The organism is Pseudomonas sp. MS19 (assembly GCF_013277615.1).
Taxonomy (GTDB): domain Bacteria; phylum Pseudomonadota; class Gammaproteobacteria; order Pseudomonadales; family Pseudomonadaceae; genus Aquipseudomonas; species Aquipseudomonas marincola.
This window is the reverse complement of sequence record NZ_VBTO01000008.1, coordinates 349288-365790: the sequence shown is the minus strand read 5'-3', so window position 1 is coordinate 365790 and position 16503 is coordinate 349288. Positions and strand designations below refer to the sequence as shown.

The 16503-nt window shown below is 57.6% G+C and carries 17 protein-coding genes; 5 read left to right on the top strand and 12 right to left on the bottom strand.

Annotated elements, in window-relative coordinates:
* Positions 1 to 70: 70 nt before the first annotated feature.
* Both FEZ62_RS08890 and FEZ62_RS08885 read right to left on the bottom strand, forming a co-directional pair.
* Complete coding sequence (locus FEZ62_RS08890; protein WP_090510033.1) at positions 71 to 829, bottom strand: TerC family protein; 759 nt, start codon at positions 827 to 829, stop codon at positions 71 to 73.
* Between the two features lie 181 nt (positions 830 to 1010).
* Positions 1011 to 2927: an ATP-binding cassette domain-containing protein gene (locus tag FEZ62_RS08885; RefSeq protein WP_172927427.1), complete on the bottom strand. Its 1917-nt coding sequence runs from the start codon at positions 2925 to 2927 to the stop codon at positions 1011 to 1013.
* 50 nt (positions 2928 to 2977) lie between these two features.
* On the opposite strand from FEZ62_RS08885, the gene FEZ62_RS08880 reads away from it, so the two are divergent.
* The gene (locus tag FEZ62_RS08880) at positions 2978 to 3451 is read left to right on the top strand and encodes a TIGR02444 family protein (protein ID WP_172927426.1); all 474 of its coding nucleotides are present in this window, start codon (positions 2978 to 2980) and stop codon (positions 3449 to 3451) included.
* Here FEZ62_RS08880 and FEZ62_RS08875 read toward each other — a convergent pair.
* From FEZ62_RS08875 to FEZ62_RS08835, 9 genes are all read right to left on the bottom strand, one after another.
* Positions 3446 to 4519, bottom strand: a complete 1074-nt coding sequence (locus FEZ62_RS08875; protein ID WP_172927425.1) for an AlgP family protein — start codon at positions 4517 to 4519, stop codon at positions 3446 to 3448. The two genes, FEZ62_RS08880 and FEZ62_RS08875, sit on opposite strands and share 6 nt — an antisense overlap.
* Positions 4520 to 4779: 260 nt before the next feature.
* Positions 4780 to 5253 carry an Rsd/AlgQ family anti-sigma factor gene (locus FEZ62_RS08870; protein ID WP_069898473.1) on the bottom strand — a complete coding sequence of 158 codons (474 nt, stop codon included), beginning with the start codon at positions 5251 to 5253 and terminating at the stop codon, positions 4780 to 4782.
* 279 nt (positions 5254 to 5532) lie between these two features.
* Positions 5533 to 6024 (bottom strand): disulfide bond formation protein B, encoded by a 492-nt coding sequence (locus FEZ62_RS08865; RefSeq protein WP_172927424.1) that lies wholly within the window; start codon positions 6022 to 6024, stop codon positions 5533 to 5535.
* 154 nt (positions 6025 to 6178) lie between these two features.
* Positions 6179 to 7426, bottom strand: a complete 1248-nt coding sequence (locus tag FEZ62_RS08860) for a heme biosynthesis HemY N-terminal domain-containing protein (RefSeq protein WP_172927423.1) — start codon at positions 7424 to 7426, stop codon at positions 6179 to 6181.
* Positions 7423 to 8565, bottom strand: a complete 1143-nt coding sequence (locus FEZ62_RS08855; RefSeq protein ID WP_069898476.1) for a uroporphyrinogen-III C-methyltransferase — start codon at positions 8563 to 8565, stop codon at positions 7423 to 7425. The genes FEZ62_RS08860 and FEZ62_RS08855 overlap by 4 nt, the downstream gene beginning before the upstream one ends.
* 17 nt (positions 8566 to 8582) lie before the next feature.
* Complete coding sequence (locus tag FEZ62_RS08850; RefSeq protein ID WP_172927422.1) at positions 8583 to 9356, bottom strand: uroporphyrinogen-III synthase; 774 nt, start codon at positions 9354 to 9356, stop codon at positions 8583 to 8585.
* Positions 9353 to 10291: a hydroxymethylbilane synthase gene (hemC, locus tag FEZ62_RS08845; RefSeq protein ID WP_172927421.1), complete on the bottom strand. Its 939-nt coding sequence runs from the start codon at positions 10289 to 10291 to the stop codon at positions 9353 to 9355. The genes FEZ62_RS08850 and hemC overlap by 4 nt, the downstream gene beginning before the upstream one ends.
* A 118-nt stretch (positions 10292 to 10409) precedes the next feature.
* Complete coding sequence (locus FEZ62_RS08840; protein WP_069898479.1) at positions 10410 to 11156, bottom strand: LytTR family DNA-binding domain-containing protein; 747 nt, start codon at positions 11154 to 11156, stop codon at positions 10410 to 10412.
* Complete coding sequence (locus FEZ62_RS08835; protein ID WP_172927420.1) at positions 11153 to 12229, bottom strand: sensor histidine kinase; 1077 nt, start codon at positions 12227 to 12229, stop codon at positions 11153 to 11155. The genes FEZ62_RS08840 and FEZ62_RS08835 overlap by 4 nt, the downstream gene beginning before the upstream one ends.
* Positions 12230 to 12638: 409 nt before the next feature.
* Here FEZ62_RS08835 and argH point away from each other — a divergent pair, with 409 nt between their 5' ends.
* Positions 12639 to 14033 carry an argininosuccinate lyase gene (gene argH / locus FEZ62_RS08830; RefSeq protein WP_090510009.1) on the top strand — a complete coding sequence of 465 codons (1395 nt, stop codon included), beginning with the start codon at positions 12639 to 12641 and terminating at the stop codon, positions 14031 to 14033.
* A 55-nt stretch (positions 14034 to 14088) separates the two neighbouring features.
* On the opposite strand, the gene FEZ62_RS08825 is transcribed toward argH, so the two are convergent.
* A complete protein-coding gene (locus FEZ62_RS08825; RefSeq protein WP_172927419.1) occupies positions 14089 to 14754 on the bottom strand; it encodes a glutathione S-transferase in 666 nt (221 codons plus the stop codon).
* 142 nt (positions 14755 to 14896) lie between these two features.
* On the opposite strand from FEZ62_RS08825, the gene FEZ62_RS08820 reads away from it, so the two are divergent.
* From FEZ62_RS08820 to FEZ62_RS08810, 3 genes are all read left to right on the top strand, one after another.
* Entirely contained in the window at positions 14897 to 15178 is a 282-nt protein-coding gene (locus tag FEZ62_RS08820; protein ID WP_069898483.1) for a hypothetical protein, read from the top strand.
* Positions 15179 to 15249: 71 nt separating this feature from the next.
* Entirely contained in the window at positions 15250 to 16047 is a 798-nt protein-coding gene (locus tag FEZ62_RS08815) for a transporter substrate-binding domain-containing protein (RefSeq protein ID WP_172927418.1), read from the top strand.
* Between the two features lie 188 nt (positions 16048 to 16235).
* Positions 16236 to 16481: a TIGR02647 family protein gene (locus tag FEZ62_RS08810; RefSeq protein WP_069898485.1), complete on the top strand. Its 246-nt coding sequence runs from the start codon at positions 16236 to 16238 to the stop codon at positions 16479 to 16481.
* Positions 16482 to 16503 lie beyond the last annotated feature (22 nt).

Genomic DNA, 16503 nt, shown 5'->3' with positions numbered 1-16503 from the left:
ATCAGCCCAATAGAAAGAGGCGGGAAAAACCCGCCTCTTTATCATGCATCAAACAACCCCACGCTGGCGATCATTCCGGCGTGTCTTTACGCAAGCGCACAGGCTCCTGCCCTTGCTTGCGGGCCATGGCGCCACGCAGACGAATGTTGATCGCCTCGACCGCCAGCGAGAAAGCCATGGCGAAATACACATAACCTTTCGGCACGTGCACTTCAAAGGCCTCAGCCACCAGCATGGTGCCGACGACGATGAGGAAGGACAGCGCGAGCATTTTCAACGACGGATGCTTGTCGATGAAATTACTGATGGTGCTGGCCGAGAGCATCATCACCACAACCGAGATGATAATCGCCGCGACCATGACCGGTACGTTATCAACCAGGCCAACTGCGGTAATGACCGAGTCGAGCGAGAACACGATGTCGATGATCGCGATCTGCACGATGATGCCCATGAAGCCATAAGCTTTACCGCCGCTCGCCTGCTGCTCTTCAGCGCCTTCAAGGCTGTGATAGATCTCCATGGTGCTCTTGAACAACAGGAACAGACCACCGAAGAACAAGATCAGGTCGCGTCCCGAAATACCGTGCCCGAACGCCACGAACAAATCGGTAGTCAGGCGCATCACCCAACTGATCGAGAGCAAGAGCAGAATTCGCGTGACCATGGCCAAGGCCAGACCGAAGAAGCGCGCGCGCGGCTGTTGCTCCTTGGGCAGACGGCTGACCAGAATCGAGATGAAGATAATATTGTCGATGCCGAGAACAATTTCCAGGGCGGTCAGGGTCAGAAACGCAACCCAAATTTCCGGGTTAGCCAGCCATTCCATAATCAGGTTTATCTCTGGAGAGAAGCGTGAGAGGTTGCCACGACAGCGGCATTTTTGCGCCCGCTATTAAGCACCTGGCGCATGACGCCGCCAAGTGGGCAGAGGCAGGCTAAAACAACAAATTTGCATCAATCTATGTCAGCGCAGCCAACGGCTGGCGCCGACATGGAACAACTAAATGCTAGCTGGCTTCTTCCAACTGGCGTTGCAACTCTTCAAGAATTTCCAGTGCTTCCATCCACTGCTCTTCCAGCGTTGCTTCGCGGCTTTTCAACGTGCCCTGCTCCGCCAGCAAATCACGCAATTCATTCTTGCGCGAAGCGTCATAGAGGTCACTGTCGCCGAGCTTGGTTTCAACCGCGGCCAACTTCTCGTGCAACTGGCCAAGCTCTTTCTCCAGCTTTTCGGCCTGACGCTTATGCGGTGCCAATTGCTGGCGCAACGCTGCCGCAGCCTGACGCTGTGCACGCTTGTCGGTACGATCGGCTGCGCCTTCCGCCGCCACCTGATTGCTCACTGCCTGCCGCGAGCGGAAATCGATCAGCCAGCGCGAGTAGTCTTCAAGGTCTCCGTCAAACTGCTGAACCCGACCGTCTGCGACCAGCAGGAACTCGTCGGTGGTGCTCTTCAGCAAGTGCCGGTCGTGAGAAACCACCACCACGGCGCCTTCGAACTCTTGCAGCGCCATGGTCAATGCCAAGCGCATTTCCAGATCGAGGTGGTTGGTTGGCTCATCGAGCAACAGCAGGTTTGGCCGGCCCCATGCGATCAAGGCCAAGGCAAGACGCGCCTTCTCGCCACCCGAGAAGTTAACCACAGGCTCATCGCAGCGCGGGCCACGGAAATCAAAACCGCCGAGGAAGTCGCGCAGGGTTTGCTCACGTTCGGTAGGCGCCAGCCGCTGAAAATGCAGAAGCGGGCTGGCTTTGTCGTCCAGTGAGTCGAGCTGATGCTGGGCGAAGTAGCCGACCACCAGATTCTCGCCACGCTGCAAGCGGCCTGAAATCGGACTCAGCTCGTTCGACAGGTTCTTGATCAGCGTCGATTTACCCGCGCCGTTAGGCCCAAGCAATCCAATCCGCGCACCCGGCGCCAGATTCAGCTTCACGTTTTCAAGGATTACCGTCTCGCCATAGCCAAGACGCCCTTCCGAGAGATCCAGCAACGGGCTGGAAATCTTGTGTGCTTCACGAAAGCTGAAATCGAACGGTGAATCAACGTGCGCCGGCGCCAACTCTTCCAGGCGCTCAAGTGCCTTGATCCGGCTCTGGGCCTGACGTGCCTTGGTGGCCTGCGCCTTGAATCGGGCGATGTACTTTTCCATGTGCGCGCGTTGCGCTTGCTGCTTCTCGTACGCCTGCTGCTGTTGCGCCAGACGCTCAGCACGGGTGCGCTCGAACGCCGAATAGCCACCGCGATACAGCGTCAGCTTTTGCTGGTCGAGATGGGCGACGTGATCGACTACGGCATCGAGGAAATCGCGATCGTGAGAGATCAGCAGCAATGTTCCCGCGTAGCTTTTCAACCAGCCCTCGAGCCACAGAATGGCGTCGAGATCCAAGTGGTTGGTCGGCTCATCGAGCAGCAACAAATCGGACGGGCACATCAGCGCCTGCGCCAGATTCAGGCGCATACGCCAGCCACCGGAGAAATCGCTGACCAGACGGTCCATCTGCGCATTCTCAAATCCCAGACCAGCCAGCAATTTGCGCGCACGGGCATCGGCGGTGTAGCCGTCAAGGCTGTCGAGTTCAACGTGCAGGCGGGCAACAGCCGCGCCATCTTCTGCCGCCTCAGCACGCGCCAGCTCGGCCTGAACCCGACGCAGATGAGTATCGCCGTCGAGCACATACTCAACTGCCTGACGCTCAAGGGCATCGATTTCCTGGCGCATGTGGGCAATACGCCAGTCCGCCGGAAGCAGGCAATCACCGGAATCCGGTGTCAGCTCGCCCAGCAGCAAAGCGAAAAGCGTGGACTTACCCGCGCCGTTCGCACCGATGAGGCCCGCTTTATGGCCGGCGTGCAGGGTCATCTCGGCATCTTCTAGCAGACGCTGAGGGCCACGTTGTAAAGTGAGGTTTTGAAGTCGGATCATAATGGCGGCGGATTCTACCAGAGTCGCCGACTAATCACTCAGGAAGCAGCATGTCCTCTGATCTATGGCATTTCGCCGAACAACTCTACAGCCAACCCGGCGTGGAAACCGCCTGCCTGGAGCTGCAAGAGCATGGCGCCGACGTGTGCCTGCTGCTCTGCGGTGCTTGGCTCGGGGTCAACGGCGTTGAGTGCAATACTGAACGCGCCGCGCAACTGCGGGCGATGAGTCAGCCATGGCAAGAGCAGGTGGTCATGCGTCTGCGTGGTGTACGTCAGGACTGGCGAGCAAAAGCCTTGGAGGACTCGCAACTGAAGGCTCTGCGTGAGCAGATTAAACAGCTTGAGTTGCAAGCCGAGCGCATTCAGCTCGAACGTCTGGCCGGGCTTGCAACCCAATGGCCGCGCAGCGACCAACCGAGTGTCGGCTTATGGCTGACTTCGCTGAGCGCGCCGCTGGCCGACAGTGGCCGGGCCGCACAAAACTTACTGTGCGACTCGGCCACGGCACTTGCCCGATTATGACTCTGAAGATGACGTTACCGGTGTGGTGACGCTGGCAGTCGATGCAGGTGCAGTTGGAGCCGCCGGAGTAGCCGCAGCGGGTTGAGCAGCTGGCTTGGCCGCTGGTTTACGGGCAGCCCTTACAGCAGGCTTAGCGGCCGGCTTTGCAGCGGCAGTTGCGGCTGGTTTTGCTGCAGGTTTAGCCGCAGCTTTTGCAGGCGCTTTGGCAGCGGGTTTAGCCGCAGGCTTTGCTGCCGCCTTTGGCGCAGGTTTAGCTGCTGTTCTGGTGGCGGGCTTAGCGGCGGGCTTAGCGGCGGGTTTTGCCGCTGCTCTTGGCGCAGGCTTCGCGGCAGGTTTCGCAGCTGCCCTTGCAGCGGGTTTGGCCGCAGGTTTAGCAGATGCCGCGGCAGCCGTTTTTGCAGCGGGCTTGGTAGTGGTTTTTGCGGCGGACTTGGCAGCCGGTTTCGCAGCCGTCTTTGTCGCGGGTTTGGCGGCGGGCTTAGCTGCCGCCCTTGCAGCAGGTTTAGCTGCAGGCTTGGCAGTAGCTCTTGCAGCGGGTTTTGCCGCAGCTTTTGCAGCGGGCTTGGCAGCTGTTTTCGCTGCAGGTTTGGCCGCTGTTTTTGCAACAGTGCGAGCAGCGGGTTTTGGCGCTGGCTTCACAGTTGCAGGTTTAGCTTCACGGCTGACCAGAGCCTTGTTGGCTGCTTCCTTAACACGAGCAACACCTTGCGCCAGTCGCAAGCTCTGCTGAGCATCGCGCTTGAGCTGTGCGATGTATTCACGCGTTTGCGTTTGACGCTCTTTCAGTGCGTCGAGCAGATCTTCAAGCTCATTGACTGTCTTGCGCGCCTTGGCCTGTGACTTGGCCTTACCCGCCTCGGCGGCGTCTTGCAGTTTGCCGCGAGACTTGTGCAGTTTTTCCTGCGCTTTGCCGCGCTGGGTTTCCAGCTTGGCCAGCAGTTCTTCAGCATCAACCAACGCCTTGCTGCACGCATCTTCAAGGTGATCAAGCAGGCTGCCGGAAAGCTGTTGAAGTAGATGCAAAGGGGTACGAACTGCTTTCTTATTCGCTTTCTGTTTAGCTGACATAACGCCTCCTGGCGGGGATATATGCAGCCATACTAGACGCCTGACCGAGTGGTCGCTAGTTACTCACGCACATAGCAACAAAATCTGCTGAAGGGCATCAGCAGATCATCGAAAGGATTCGGGGCAACAAGAAGTTTTCAGGACGTTAAACAGAAACACAATTTACGCTTCAAGCAAGGCACTAGAAGCGCGTTTGCAGCGGGCCTTGTTCAGTGCCAACTGCAAACTCATCAGCTCGACTCACAGGATTTTGCGACAACTTATACGGTGGCGCTGGCCTGATGTTGATGGGCGTTATGCAGCACTTCGATCAAGCAGTCTTCAAGGTCAAAGCGTTCATGGAGCAATTGCCCCAGTTGCTTGAGCTCATGTGCCTGGGATGCATTATCGCGGCAGTCGCCGTTATCGCAACGGTCGTTGAATGACAGCGCGACCTCAGTGATTGCATCAATACGCGGGTAGATTTTCTTGGCCAATTCCAAGCCGCGTTGATCATCGAAAGCCTTGGCCTCGTTGGTCAACTGCTCATAGACCTCGAAGTGTCCTGCCGATACATAATCGACCAGAACTTCACAAAACCGTTGCAGTGCCTGCGTTGCGGCGGCGGAAGCCTGAGGCGCAGCGTGCACAGCATCATAGCTACTGATCAGCTCCTGGCGTTCCTGTAACCAACGATCGATTAACAGGTTTACACCACCCCAACGTTCCTGCGCGTTCTGACAACTCTCGAGCATGATGGCCTCACTTCCCTTATCGGTTTTTCTATTTTACGCCCGATCCGATACGTTTTATTTGACGGCCCAACAATCGCCTGATCAGGCAAATACGCCCAACACACTTTACTGCTTGATGGCCAGAGTATGCTGGCAAATTCGCCCCATCAAGCTACATGAGCGACAAATTTAATACGTACGTTTTAATCGCAATGCCGCGTCATTCGCGGCATCTAGCCAACAACAATACGCTCATTGGCGGCACAGCCCAAGCAACAAATTGACGCGCAGCGAGTGATGTCAGTCGCGGCGCAGCAGTTGCAACAGGGCGAAACCGATCATGCCGACAAAAGCCAACAGGCTCCACTCGGGAATGCTCATGCCGAAAAGCGTCCAGTTCACCTCGGCGCAATCTGCAGAACCGTGCAGAACCACCCGGATGATTTCCTGAAACGGCAGCGCTTCCATCATGTATTCAAGGCTCGGCAAACACGCTGGCAGTTGATCTGCCGGCACCGTTTGCAACCAGATTTGCCGTGCGGCCGTGGCGGCGCCGCCGGCTGCAAACAACAATGCAAATACCGAGTAGACGCGCGTACCGATGCGACCAGGACCGTGGATGGCACCGATCAGGCAGACCACGGCAAAAGCGATCACGAATATGCGCTGCAACACACACAGCGGGCATGGCTCAAGACCAACGATATGTTCCAGATAAAGTGCGCCACCCATCAAGGCAACGCAGCCCAGGAACGCAAAGGCGAATAATGAACGGGGTCTGGCCAACGACATGACAGCTCCAGCTGATTGAATAAAGACAGCTACGGTAGAGTAAAGCGCTTAGTGCATACAAGTGAAAACCGCCCATATAGAGCGGTTCCCATCCTGCTAATCCGACCATACGTCCGGATCAGATTTATCGACCTGCCGTGAAGCAGCAGCCCGGTCAGCGGCTGAGTGAGGCGGCTCTCGGCAAACCAATCAAGCGTTGATCAAGCAGGCCCAAGCCTTCTTGAAACAATTGATTACTGCGCTCCACTTCGCCTAACTGGGCAAGCAGCCTGGCCAGCTCGGCACAGGTTTCCGGATGACGCTGCAGGCGCATGCTGCTTTCTAAATAATCGCGGGCCTTGCCCCACAGTTTGTTGTGCAGGCACAAACGACCCAGAGTCAGAAGCAAGCCGGCATCGTCGGAGTGCGCCTTCAACCAACCCTCGGCCGCCTGCAACTGGCGAGTTGGGTTGGAACTGTGCAACAATCCGTACAAGCGCACCAGACGGCTGTCGTATTTGCGCTGCAAGGCACTGCGCAGCAACTCTTCCGCGCCATCGTCATTGCCCAGCGCACGCAATTGATCCGCATAAACGGCAAGCAATTGCGGCTCTTGGCGCTGGTTTGCGGAAAGCTGCTGCCAGGCGTTGGTCAGTGTCGAGTTCGCGGAATCTGCCGACTGCTCATCGGTGTGTCCGGCATCGGCCAGACGCCCCGCCCAAGCCTGCGCCTCGATCACTTCGAGTTGCGCGCCAGTCAGCACCTTGTCTTTGCGCAGCTTAGGCAGCAAAGCCAGCAGAGCGGACCACTCCTTGCGCTCAACGTAGATTTCCTGAAGCTTGAACAGAACCTGCTGATTGTCCGGGTAACGCTCGTGCATCACCTGCAAGGTTTCCAGCGCGGCCTGAGTTTCACCGCGCTCCATCTGAAACTCGGCGTCGGTCAAGGCAACAGCCAACTCAGCTTGTGGCTGGCGCTGTACTGCCTTTTCCAGCAAGGCTTCGCTTTCGCTGTATTTTTCCAGTTGGTGGGCTGCTCGCGCAGCACCCAGGTAATACATCAGCGGCAATGGTGAATGATCGCCAGCGCGGCGCAAATGACGCAATGCGTGCTCCCAGCGGCCCTCGACCAAATCCACAAACCCTTGTTCGGTGGCCAGCTTGACCCGACGGCTGCGGTGACGACGAGACCATGGATTAACCCACTCGCCCGATACAAACACCAGGCGCAGGACTTGGCGCACGAGATACACCACCAGCAAGATGGCGACCATCAGAGCCAAAAATACCCACAGGCTCGACTCGTAACGGAAGCCCTGATAGGCGAACAGCACATAACCTTTGTGTTCAGCGATGGCCAGCCCGAGCAAGGCCAGACCGCCCGCCACGAGCATCAGCAGAACCAGCAGATAAAACCGCTTCATTGGCTGGCATCCCCCGCTTCGGCTTCGTCAGCAGGCGCTGCGTCTTTGAGGCGTTCACGAGCGGATTGCTTGAGTTCGATATAAGCATCCACCGCCGTCAGCGACTCGCTCAGATCCGGCGCATCCACCTCGATCGGCTTGTCGAACAGCTCGACGATGCGGTTACGCAATGCGCGGCTGCTCGGGTTGTCCTGATTGAAGTTGGCATCAAGCACTTCAGCAGCCTGGCGCATGGCTTGTTTGTAGACCGGCGTCTGCCCGTGCAAAGCGGCCCACTGCGCTTGCTCCAGCGCCAGGCTCAGAGCCAGACGCACCTGAACCAGGCTTTGCCCGGCGAGCAGCGGACGAACATTCTGGTCGGCATCGAAATCGAGGCGCACGTATTGCGAGAGCTTATCCAGCCACTCGGCCCACCAGCCAGCTTCGTAGTTGGCCTGCGCAACGTCGTGCAGCACGCCGTCACCGCCATTGAAGACCGGATTGAGTGCAGTCAACTGTACCGCCTGATCACGCAGCGCACCGATCTGCAAAAACAGCCCGGTACGGTCCGGGTTAGCGGTTGTGTGCAGGGCTTCCAAACTCTTCGCCAATTGCTGACGGGCAGCATAGGCGGCCGGATCATCCTGGCCGCGAAGAATTTCATCGGCGGCTTCAACCAGCGCAGTCGCACTGTTGATGTCTTGCAGTGCCGACAAGCGCAAACTGGCAAGACGCAACAAATGCTCGGCCTCGGCCAGACGCCACTCCTGACGACTGGCGCCGAGAACGGTTTCAAGGCGCTTGTTGAGCAGTTGCTGATCGGCTTGCAGCTGCACAACCAACTGGCGATTGGCTTCGAGTTTTTCAGGCGATGGCAACTGTTCCAGCCGCGCATCGAGCCCTTTAGCGCGCTCGGCGACCGCATCGGCTTGCGCTTCGGTACGCTGCAATTGGCTCAACTGCTGCTGGCCGCGCGTTTCGAGATCACGCACCTGCCAGACGCCCCAACCGCCAACGGCGACGCCTGCAGCGCCGAGCAAAAGCGCAATGATCGCTAAACCGTTACCTTTTGAAGGCTGTTTGTCCTTGGGCGGGCTCGGTGGCGTCGGGTTAACCGGAGTCGATTGCTCTGGCTCTTTTGGGGTAATCGCTTCGCTCACGTATCCATCCTTTGTTTTTAGGGGGCCGGTGCAGAGGTTTCCTGCAACGCTGCCAACAACGCCGCGGCATTCGCGCCACGGCAATCCACAACAGTCTCAGCACCAGCAGCGCTGGCCATTTCGGCAACTCTGGGGCTTGGTACAAACAAGGGTAGCTTGCTTAACGCTTTCCAGCGCTCGCCAGCCAGTAACAACAGGTTGCTCAGCCCCTGCCCACTACTGATCACCAGAGCGTTCAAACGTTCACGGCTGACTAACTCCGGCAACGCCGCAGGTGCGTATTGCGGCAGGGTACGCCGATACAGCGCTAGATAATCAACCACTACGCCCTGACTGCGCAAACGATCGGCGAGTAATTCACGTCCGTCTTCGCCGCGCATAATCAACACCCGCGGGTTTTGCACATGCGCAATGGCTTGTTGCAGTTGCGCCATGCTCAGCAACGCTTCGCTGTCATCACCGCTTGCGGGGTAATGCACCTGCAGGCCTGCGTCGGCAATGATTTGTCCGGTTGCAGCGCCAACGCTAAACCACGGCTGAATGGCTTGATGCTTGACGCTGTATTGATCGAGCAGGCTCAGGCCCAGCCGCGCAGCAGGTTTGCTGACCACGATAACCGCGCAGTAATTGCCTATTTGTTCAATCACCGCCCGTTGCTCGACGGTCGGGGCCAGCGCTTCGATATTCAGCAGCGGCAAACTGCTGCTGAAGATTCCACGCTCGGCCAACACCTGTGCCAGCGCCGCAGACTCCTCTGCCGGGCGCGTCAGCAACAGGCGCCATTCACTCACTCGCTTGCGGCCTCGCCGTAAACCGCCTGCAAAATTGCCGCGGCGCCCTGCTGTAACAGGTCTTCGGCCACAGCGACGCCCAGCTGTTCGGCGGCAGTTGCCGGCATCCGCTGCTGCGCGCTGAGCAACTGGCTGCCATCGGGCTGGCCGACCAGGCCGCGCAACCACAACTGATCACCTTCAAGCAGTGCGTAGCAGGCGATAGGGACCTGGCAGCCACCATTGAGGTGCTTGTTCAGCGCACGCTCGGCGGTCACACGCATGGCGGTTTCGGCGTGGTGCAAAGGCGCCAGCAAGGCATGGATTTCGGTGTCTGCAGTACGGCACTCGATCCCCACAGCGCCCTGCCCGCCCGCTGGCAAGCTGTCGTCGACGCTGATGCTTGCAGTGATGCGCGACTCGAAACCGAGGCGGATCAAACCGGCGGCCGCAAGAATGATGGCGTCATATTCGCCGGCATCAAGCTTGGCCAGACGCGTGTTGACGTTGCCGCGCAGGAACTGGATTTTCAGGTCGGAACGACGCGCCAGTAACTGGGCCTGACGGCGCAAGCTGGACGTGCCAACGACGCTGCCAGCAGGCAATGCATCAAGACTGGAATAGGTGTTGGAGACGAATGCATCGCGCGGGTCTTCACGCTCGCAGATGCAATACAGGCCCAGACCTTGCGGGAAGTCCATGGGCACGTCTTTCATTGAGTGGACGGCGATATCGGCCTGATCTTCGAGCATGGCGGTTTCAAGCTCTTTGACGAACAGGCCCTTGCCGCCGATTTTCGCCAGCGGCGCATCCAGCAGCTTGTCGCCACGGCTGACCATCGGCACCAGGGTAACAATCAGCCCCGGATGCGCTTGTTCAAGCCGAGCTTTTACATGCTCTGCCTGCCACAAGGCCAAAGCACTTTTACGGGTAGCAATACGAATTTCGCGAGGCATTGAGGCATTTCCAGAAAACGAACTGCCCCAGATAATAACAGGCTATGCCAGTGGCGACCTCCCGCTGCGACGCATCGCAGCATGGGTCGCGACAACCAGCCGCAACCAATACCGGAGGCTACAGCGCGCTCATAAGTTTGCGAACGCCCGCCACGTGACGCCGGCTGACAACCAGCGCATCGCCATTCAAGCCTTTCAGGTACAACTGGAAATGGCCGAGAGGTGTGCGTTGCAGGCGCTCGATACGATCACGGGCGACCAATGCGTTGCGGTGAATTCGCACAAACCTGTCGCCGAATTCGTCCTCAAGCGCTTTCAGCGGCTCATCAAGCAGGACTTCGCCTTGCTCATGACGCAGGGTCACGTATTTGTGGTCGGCAATGAAATAGACCACTTGATCCAGCGGAATCAGCTCGATGCCTTTGCGGGTACGGGCACTGATATGAGTGCGGGGTTCGCCACCGGAAACGGCTGCCGGACGAGTCAAGGCCGCCAGCTGCACACGGTTGGGCCGTTCAGCCTTTTTCAGCGCCTCAACCAGATGCTCCGGGCGCACCGGTTTCACCAGATACCCCACAGCGCTGACCTGGAATGCCTCAAGGGCAAATTCATCATGCGCTGTACAAAAGATAACCGCTGGCGGGGCATCGCGTTCGCAAAGCTTGGCCGCCACTTGCAGGCCATCAAGGCCCGGCATACGGATGTCGAGCAAGACCACATCCGGTTTCAAACTGTCGATCAGGCTCAGTGCTTCTTCGCCGTTGCTCGCAGCCGGCTCAAGAACACGGTAACCATCAAGTTCGCCCACCATTCGGCTAAGGCGTTCACGCGCTAAGGGTTCGTCATCGACGATCAGGACATTCATAGTGCTCTGGCTTCCTGCGTGAGTCTCGCACAAGGATAGCGTAGACGGGTGTAGTGTCGACCGTCACGGCGCTCCACGCTGAGACTGGCCCGAGGTCCAAAAAGTGCCGTAAGACGTGCATCAATGTTATCCAATGCCTGATGCGTTCCATTGGAGGGCGCCGTTTCGGCACCCGCGTCATACGGATTGCTCACGATCAACTGAAACACGCCTTCACTATAGCTGGCGTCGATACAAACCTTGCCACCTTCTATGCGCGGCTGGATGCCATAGATCAATGCATTCTCCAGTAATGGTTGTAGTGTCAGTTGAGGAATCGGCAAATCATCCGGTACATCAGCAACTTCCCATTGCAACTGTAGACGCTCGCCAAGCCGATAGTGTTCGATCGACAAATATCGTTTCGCCAACTCCAGCTCTTCACTCCACGAAACCAGGCTGCCGGGCTTGGCCAGACTGGCTCGAAACAAATCCGACAGATCCAGTACCGCTTGCTCGGCCTTGTAGGGATCGACCACCACCAGGCTGGCAATACTGTTAAGGCTGTTAAACAGAAAATGCGGACGAATCCGCGCTTGCAAGGACTCGATGCGCGCACGCAATTCGGCCTGCTCCTGCTTACGCCACTGACTCTGCAGATAAAAATAGCGTAGCAGTAGTGCGGACATGATCAGGCTGATCAACGCATGTCGCAGGTATAAATTCACTTCACCCTGGCGTGCCAGCTGGCCGCCAAGGGAAAAATAATCGGCGACCGCAGTGCAAATCAGCGTCAGCCCGACCACGATGGAACAGCACATGAATGCGGCCAAAGGTGTCGACATGCGCGCCATTACCGGGCGTAACTGACAAAGCAGGGCTGCCGACAACAGCAAAATCCATTGCACGAATAATGAGGCAAGCGCCAGCCTGACCCAGTTGAACACCGGCACCATCGGCTCTGCCAATACCAGTACAAAAACCAGTAATTCGGCGAGTAAAACCATGCTCAGTAAGGCTTCCGGCTTGCAAAGCTCGGGCACAAAAAATTCGTCGACTGCCGCCACGTGATTGTTGGTTTTCTTATTAAGCATCAACCCGGATTCCGCGTGAGCTGCATACGCAGCGTGCAAGACCATTCTTGCTGAACAAAGCAAAGCGCCAGGCAAGTGTTCCCAGCGCCAGAAACTGCACCATCAGAAATGCCACGGGGCATGTTTGTGAACACAACTTCGCGGCTATTTTGTGCAGGCGCTATCGTCGCGCTTTACCTGCGCAAAGGCTCCTGTAAAAAAGCACTGGCGCTGCAAAGTGTGAACCACAGTGCATTCCGAGGCGCACCCGGCAAATGACCGTTAACGCATCCTGACAAACGAATTTAGCTGCGACCCTGTTATTATCGACGAACTTTTAGCTCATGCAGTGCTTGGCAGGTTGTACGAGGCTTTTTCCGCACCTTGCCATACCACTTGCATGGAACAGCGCACCAGCCGAGCGAATCCCATGAGTACTGAAAAGACCAATCAATCCTGGGGCGGCCGCTTCAGCGAGCCAGTCGACGCCTTCGTCGCCCGTTTTACAGCATCCGTTGAGTTCGACAAACGCCTTTACCGCCATGACATCATGGGCTCTATTGCCCATGCGACCATGCTCTGCAAAGCGTCGGTCCTGACAGAAGACGAGCGCGACACCATCATCGACGGCCTGCACAAGGTTCAGGCCGAGATCGAAGCGGGCCAGTTCGAGTGGAGCATTGAGCGCGAAGACGTTCACATGAACATTGAAGCGCGCCTGACCGACCTGATTGGCATCACCGGCAAAAAACTGCACACCGGCCGCAGCCGTAACGATCAGGTGGCTACCGATATCCGCCTGTGGTTGCGCGACGAAATCGACCTGATCCTGGCTGAAATCACCCGCCTGCAAAAAGGCCTGCTGGAACAAGCCGAGCGTGAAGCCGAAACCATCATGCCCGGTTTCACCCACTTGCAAACCGCGCAGCCTGTGACCTTTGGTCATCATCTGCTGGCGTGGTTCGAGATGCTCTCGCGTGACTACGAGCGTCTGGTCGACTGCCGCAAGCGCACCAACCGCATGCCGTTGGGCTCAGCGGCACTGGCCGGCACCACCTACCCGATTCAGCGCGAAATCACGGCTGAGCTGCTGGGCTTTGAAGCCATCAGCGGCAACTCACTGGACGGCGTTTCCGACCGCGACTTCGCCATCGAATTTTGCGCGGCGGCCAGCGTGGCGATGATGCACCTCTCGCGCTTCTCCGAAGAGCTGGTGTTGTGGACCAGCGCGCAGTTCCAGTTCATTGAACTGCCAGACCGTTTCTGCACCGGCAGCTCGATCATGCCGCAGAAGAAAAACCCGGATGTACCGGAGCTGGTACGCGGCAAGACCGGCCGGGTATTTGGTGCCCTTACCGGCCTTCTGACCCTGATGAAAGGCCAACCGTTGGCCTACAACAAGGACAATCAGGAAGACAAAGAGCCGCTGTTCGATGCCGCCGATACGCTGCGTGACAGCCTGCGCGCCTTCGCCGACATGATCCCAGCCATCAAGCCCAAGCACGCGATCATGCGTGAAGCGGCATTGCGCGGTTTCTCGACCGCAACGGATTTGGCTGATTATCTGGTACGCAAAGGCCTGCCTTTCCGCGACTGCCACGAAATTGTCGGCCACGCCGTGAAGTACGGCGTAGACACTGGCAAAGACCTGGCCGAGATGAGCCTTGAAGAACTTCGCCAGTTCAGCGACCAGATTGAGCAAGATGTATTTGCCGTTCTGACGTTGGAAGGCTCGGTGCAAGCGCGTGACCACATCGGCGGCACCGCACCTGCGCAAGTTCGCGCAGCCGTTAAGCGCGGCGAGCAGTTGCTGGCCAGCCGCTAACAGGCGGGATGTCAGATCAGGCTCGCGGCGGGCCTGATCTGACCCTTAATTTGTACTAGCCCTGCGCCCGCGCCTTGATCATCGCCAGAAACTCTGGCATCTGCGCCTCTTTAGCGGCCGCAATTGCCTGCACATTGGCATTGCCATTGAGCTTCGCGAGCAGCTGCGCCGCCTGCGGGAAGTCTGCCAGCAGATCAAGACCGAACACGGTTTTCCCCACCGCACAGGCTAAATCCACGCTGTACAAAAAGTAGATATCCGCCAAGGTAAACGTATCGCCCGCCACATACGGGCTAAAACGCCCATGGCGCTTGAGCGCGGCAAAGCCATCCAGCAACTCGGCCTTGGTCCGCTCTTTGATTGCATCCGGCACCTGCATGCCAAAGAAGGCTTCGGGATAACACATGCGGGCAGGCAGCTCGATATACAGCTCAATTTCGCGCATCAGAGCGCGGACTTGGGAACGCGCAAAAGGCTCGGCTGGCAAGAGCGCTTTGCCACTGCCGCAAGCCTCCAGATGTTCAAGAATGGCGCTGGTTTCGCTGATAAAACCCTGTTCGACCTCAAGCACCGGCACTTTGCCGCGCGGGCTTTTGGCATAGAACTCAGGCGTCTTTTCGGCAAATGCCAGAACTTCCTCGAACTCCATGCCCTTTTCCAGCAGGGCGAGCTTGACCATGTTGTAGTAATTGCTAACGGCAAAACCGTGCAGTTTGAACATTTCGGGCGCTCCAGAAGGTGACTGCGGGTCAATACTTATAGCACCGAACGCGCGCCAGACTGCACGCGGATAGACGGGATGAATAGCGCAGCAAAGCGCACACTGGCAAACTTGATTAACTCTTTAAATTGCGAGCACTACCATGAGCGAAATAGACAATGATGATGAATCGTTTGCCGCTGACAAACTGATCGAAGCCATCGAAAATCAACTGGAGGCCGGGGAACCAGCAGCCGCTCAGGCCACTCTGAATAAACTGACGCTGGTAGGTTATGAGCGTGCAGACAGCGTGGAGATGATGGCCATGGTTCTGGCCAATGAAGTCAACCGCATGTTTGCTGAAGATCGCCCCTTTGACAGCGCACGTTACGAGCAGCTTTTGCGTGCCCTGCCGCAGTTGCCGGAGGACGATGAGAGCAATTGATAAAACCCCTGAATAATGTCGTCGGCCGCAGCCGTTTCAGGCAAAGCACCTCAGTAATCTCATTTCTAGGTATGAGCTTGCTGAGCGCATTGCTGCTGTTGAGTTCAGGGAGTTACGTAGCCGCCGATGAGCGCATCAGAATCGGCGCCGAAGACGACTGGTATCCGTTCAGCGCGCTACGCGATGAGCATATTCAGGGCATGTCGGTTGATATTGTCCGCGCCGCCTTTGCCGCCGGCGGCGCGCAGATCGAATTGCAATCCTACCCCTATACGCGTTGCATGCAGCTTAGCCTCAAGGGTGTGCTGGCCGGCTGTTTCAACACCACGCCCACTGCCAGTACCCGCGCCCAATATCTGCTGCCTGAAGAGCCCTTGTTCAGCGATGACATTGTGCTGTGGGCACGCAAGGATTACCCGCTCGCCTCGATTACCCCGACGCAGCTGGCCGGCCACTCGATAGCCGTCACCAGCGGCTACGAGTATGGCACCGGGTTTGACAGCGACACCCGCTTCAAACGGGTCTTTGTGCGACGCGATCTGCATGGCTTTCGCATGGTTGAACATAACCGCGTCGACTTTGTGGTGGCGTTTCGCACCGTTGCGCACAGTCTGTTCCGTGAGTACAACGACCTGACCGACGAATTCAAACCGCTGCTCATTGTCGCAAGGCCCAAGCTCTACCTGAGCTTTTCGCGGGTTAATCCGCACTCGCCCACACTCATCCAGCAGTTTGATCGGGGCATGCGCGCCATTCGTGCAGACGGCCGTTATCTGCAAATTCTTGATCATTGGCAGCACACTCAGGCAGCAGACCAACCCGCGTCTAACTACACTACAGGGAAACACGGCAAGGCCGATGCGCGCTGAATGAAGACTGACCATTAGCGCATGGAGCAAAGCTGCAAGTTCGTGCTAACGTCAAACCGCCTGTTTAATGATTCCTCACACAAGCAATGCCGCAGCACTAGGTTTCGTACGGCGCCGTCACCGCGTCTGTACCCATATACATCCCGAACGCCGCCCGAGTGGCGGTGACTACAACAAGTGGAGTACCTATGGCCTATACCCCTGAGTTAATTGCCGAGCTGGAAATTCTGTCGCTCTTCAACATGGACAGCACGCAGGAAGGCATCAAGGTTCACCAAACCGCAGCGCCCACCGCAGTGGCGGCGGCAAAAAGACTGCACGAAAAAGGCATGATCAGCCGCGAAGATGGCGGTTACCTGACCGGCCTGGGCCATGATGCCGCCGAACACGCGCAAGCCCTGTTGATTATTCTTACCAGCAAAGAAACCGCTTAACCCGCCCTCCCTAAGCCCAACC

Bases quoted from the DNA above. Each gene is read 5' to 3' on its own strand.
- FEZ62_RS08825 (WP_172927419.1), bottom strand. From the start codon at position 14,754: ATGTTCAAACTGCACGGTTTTGCCGTTAGCAATTACTACAACATGGTC.
- argH (WP_090510009.1), top strand. From the start codon at position 12,639: ATGAGTACTGAAAAGACCAATCAATCCTGGGGCGGCCGCTTCAGCGAG.
- FEZ62_RS08865 (WP_172927424.1), bottom strand. From the start codon at position 6,024: ATGTCGTTGGCCAGACCCCGTTCATTATTCGCCTTTGCGTTCCTGGGC.
- FEZ62_RS08835 (WP_172927420.1), bottom strand. From the start codon at position 12,229: ATGCTTAATAAGAAAACCAACAATCACGTGGCGGCAGTCGACGAATTT.
- FEZ62_RS08885 (WP_172927427.1), bottom strand. From the start codon at position 2,927: ATGATCCGACTTCAAAACCTCACTTTACAACGTGGCCCTCAGCGTCTG.
- FEZ62_RS08890 (WP_090510033.1), bottom strand. From the start codon at position 829: ATGGAATGGCTGGCTAACCCGGAAATTTGGGTTGCGTTTCTGACCCTG.
- hemC (WP_172927421.1), bottom strand. From the start codon at position 10,291: ATGCCTCGCGAAATTCGTATTGCTACCCGTAAAAGTGCTTTGGCCTTG.
- FEZ62_RS08810 (WP_069898485.1), top strand. From the start codon at position 16,236: ATGGCCTATACCCCTGAGTTAATTGCCGAGCTGGAAATTCTGTCGCTC.
- FEZ62_RS08875 (WP_172927425.1), bottom strand. From the start codon at position 4,519: ATGTCAGCTAAACAGAAAGCGAATAAGAAAGCAGTTCGTACCCCTTTG.
- FEZ62_RS08880 (WP_172927426.1), top strand. From the start codon at position 2,978: ATGTCCTCTGATCTATGGCATTTCGCCGAACAACTCTACAGCCAACCC.
- FEZ62_RS08820 (WP_069898483.1), top strand. From the start codon at position 14,897: ATGAGCGAAATAGACAATGATGATGAATCGTTTGCCGCTGACAAACTG.
- FEZ62_RS08840 (WP_069898479.1), bottom strand. From the start codon at position 11,156: ATGAATGTCCTGATCGTCGATGACGAACCCTTAGCGCGTGAACGCCTT.
- FEZ62_RS08815 (WP_172927418.1), top strand. From the start codon at position 15,250: ATGAGCTTGCTGAGCGCATTGCTGCTGTTGAGTTCAGGGAGTTACGTA.
- FEZ62_RS08860 (WP_172927423.1), bottom strand. From the start codon at position 7,426: ATGAAGCGGTTTTATCTGCTGGTTCTGCTGATGCTCGTGGCGGGCGGT.
- FEZ62_RS08870 (WP_069898473.1), bottom strand. From the start codon at position 5,253: ATGCTCGAGAGTTGTCAGAACGCGCAGGAACGTTGGGGTGGTGTAAAC.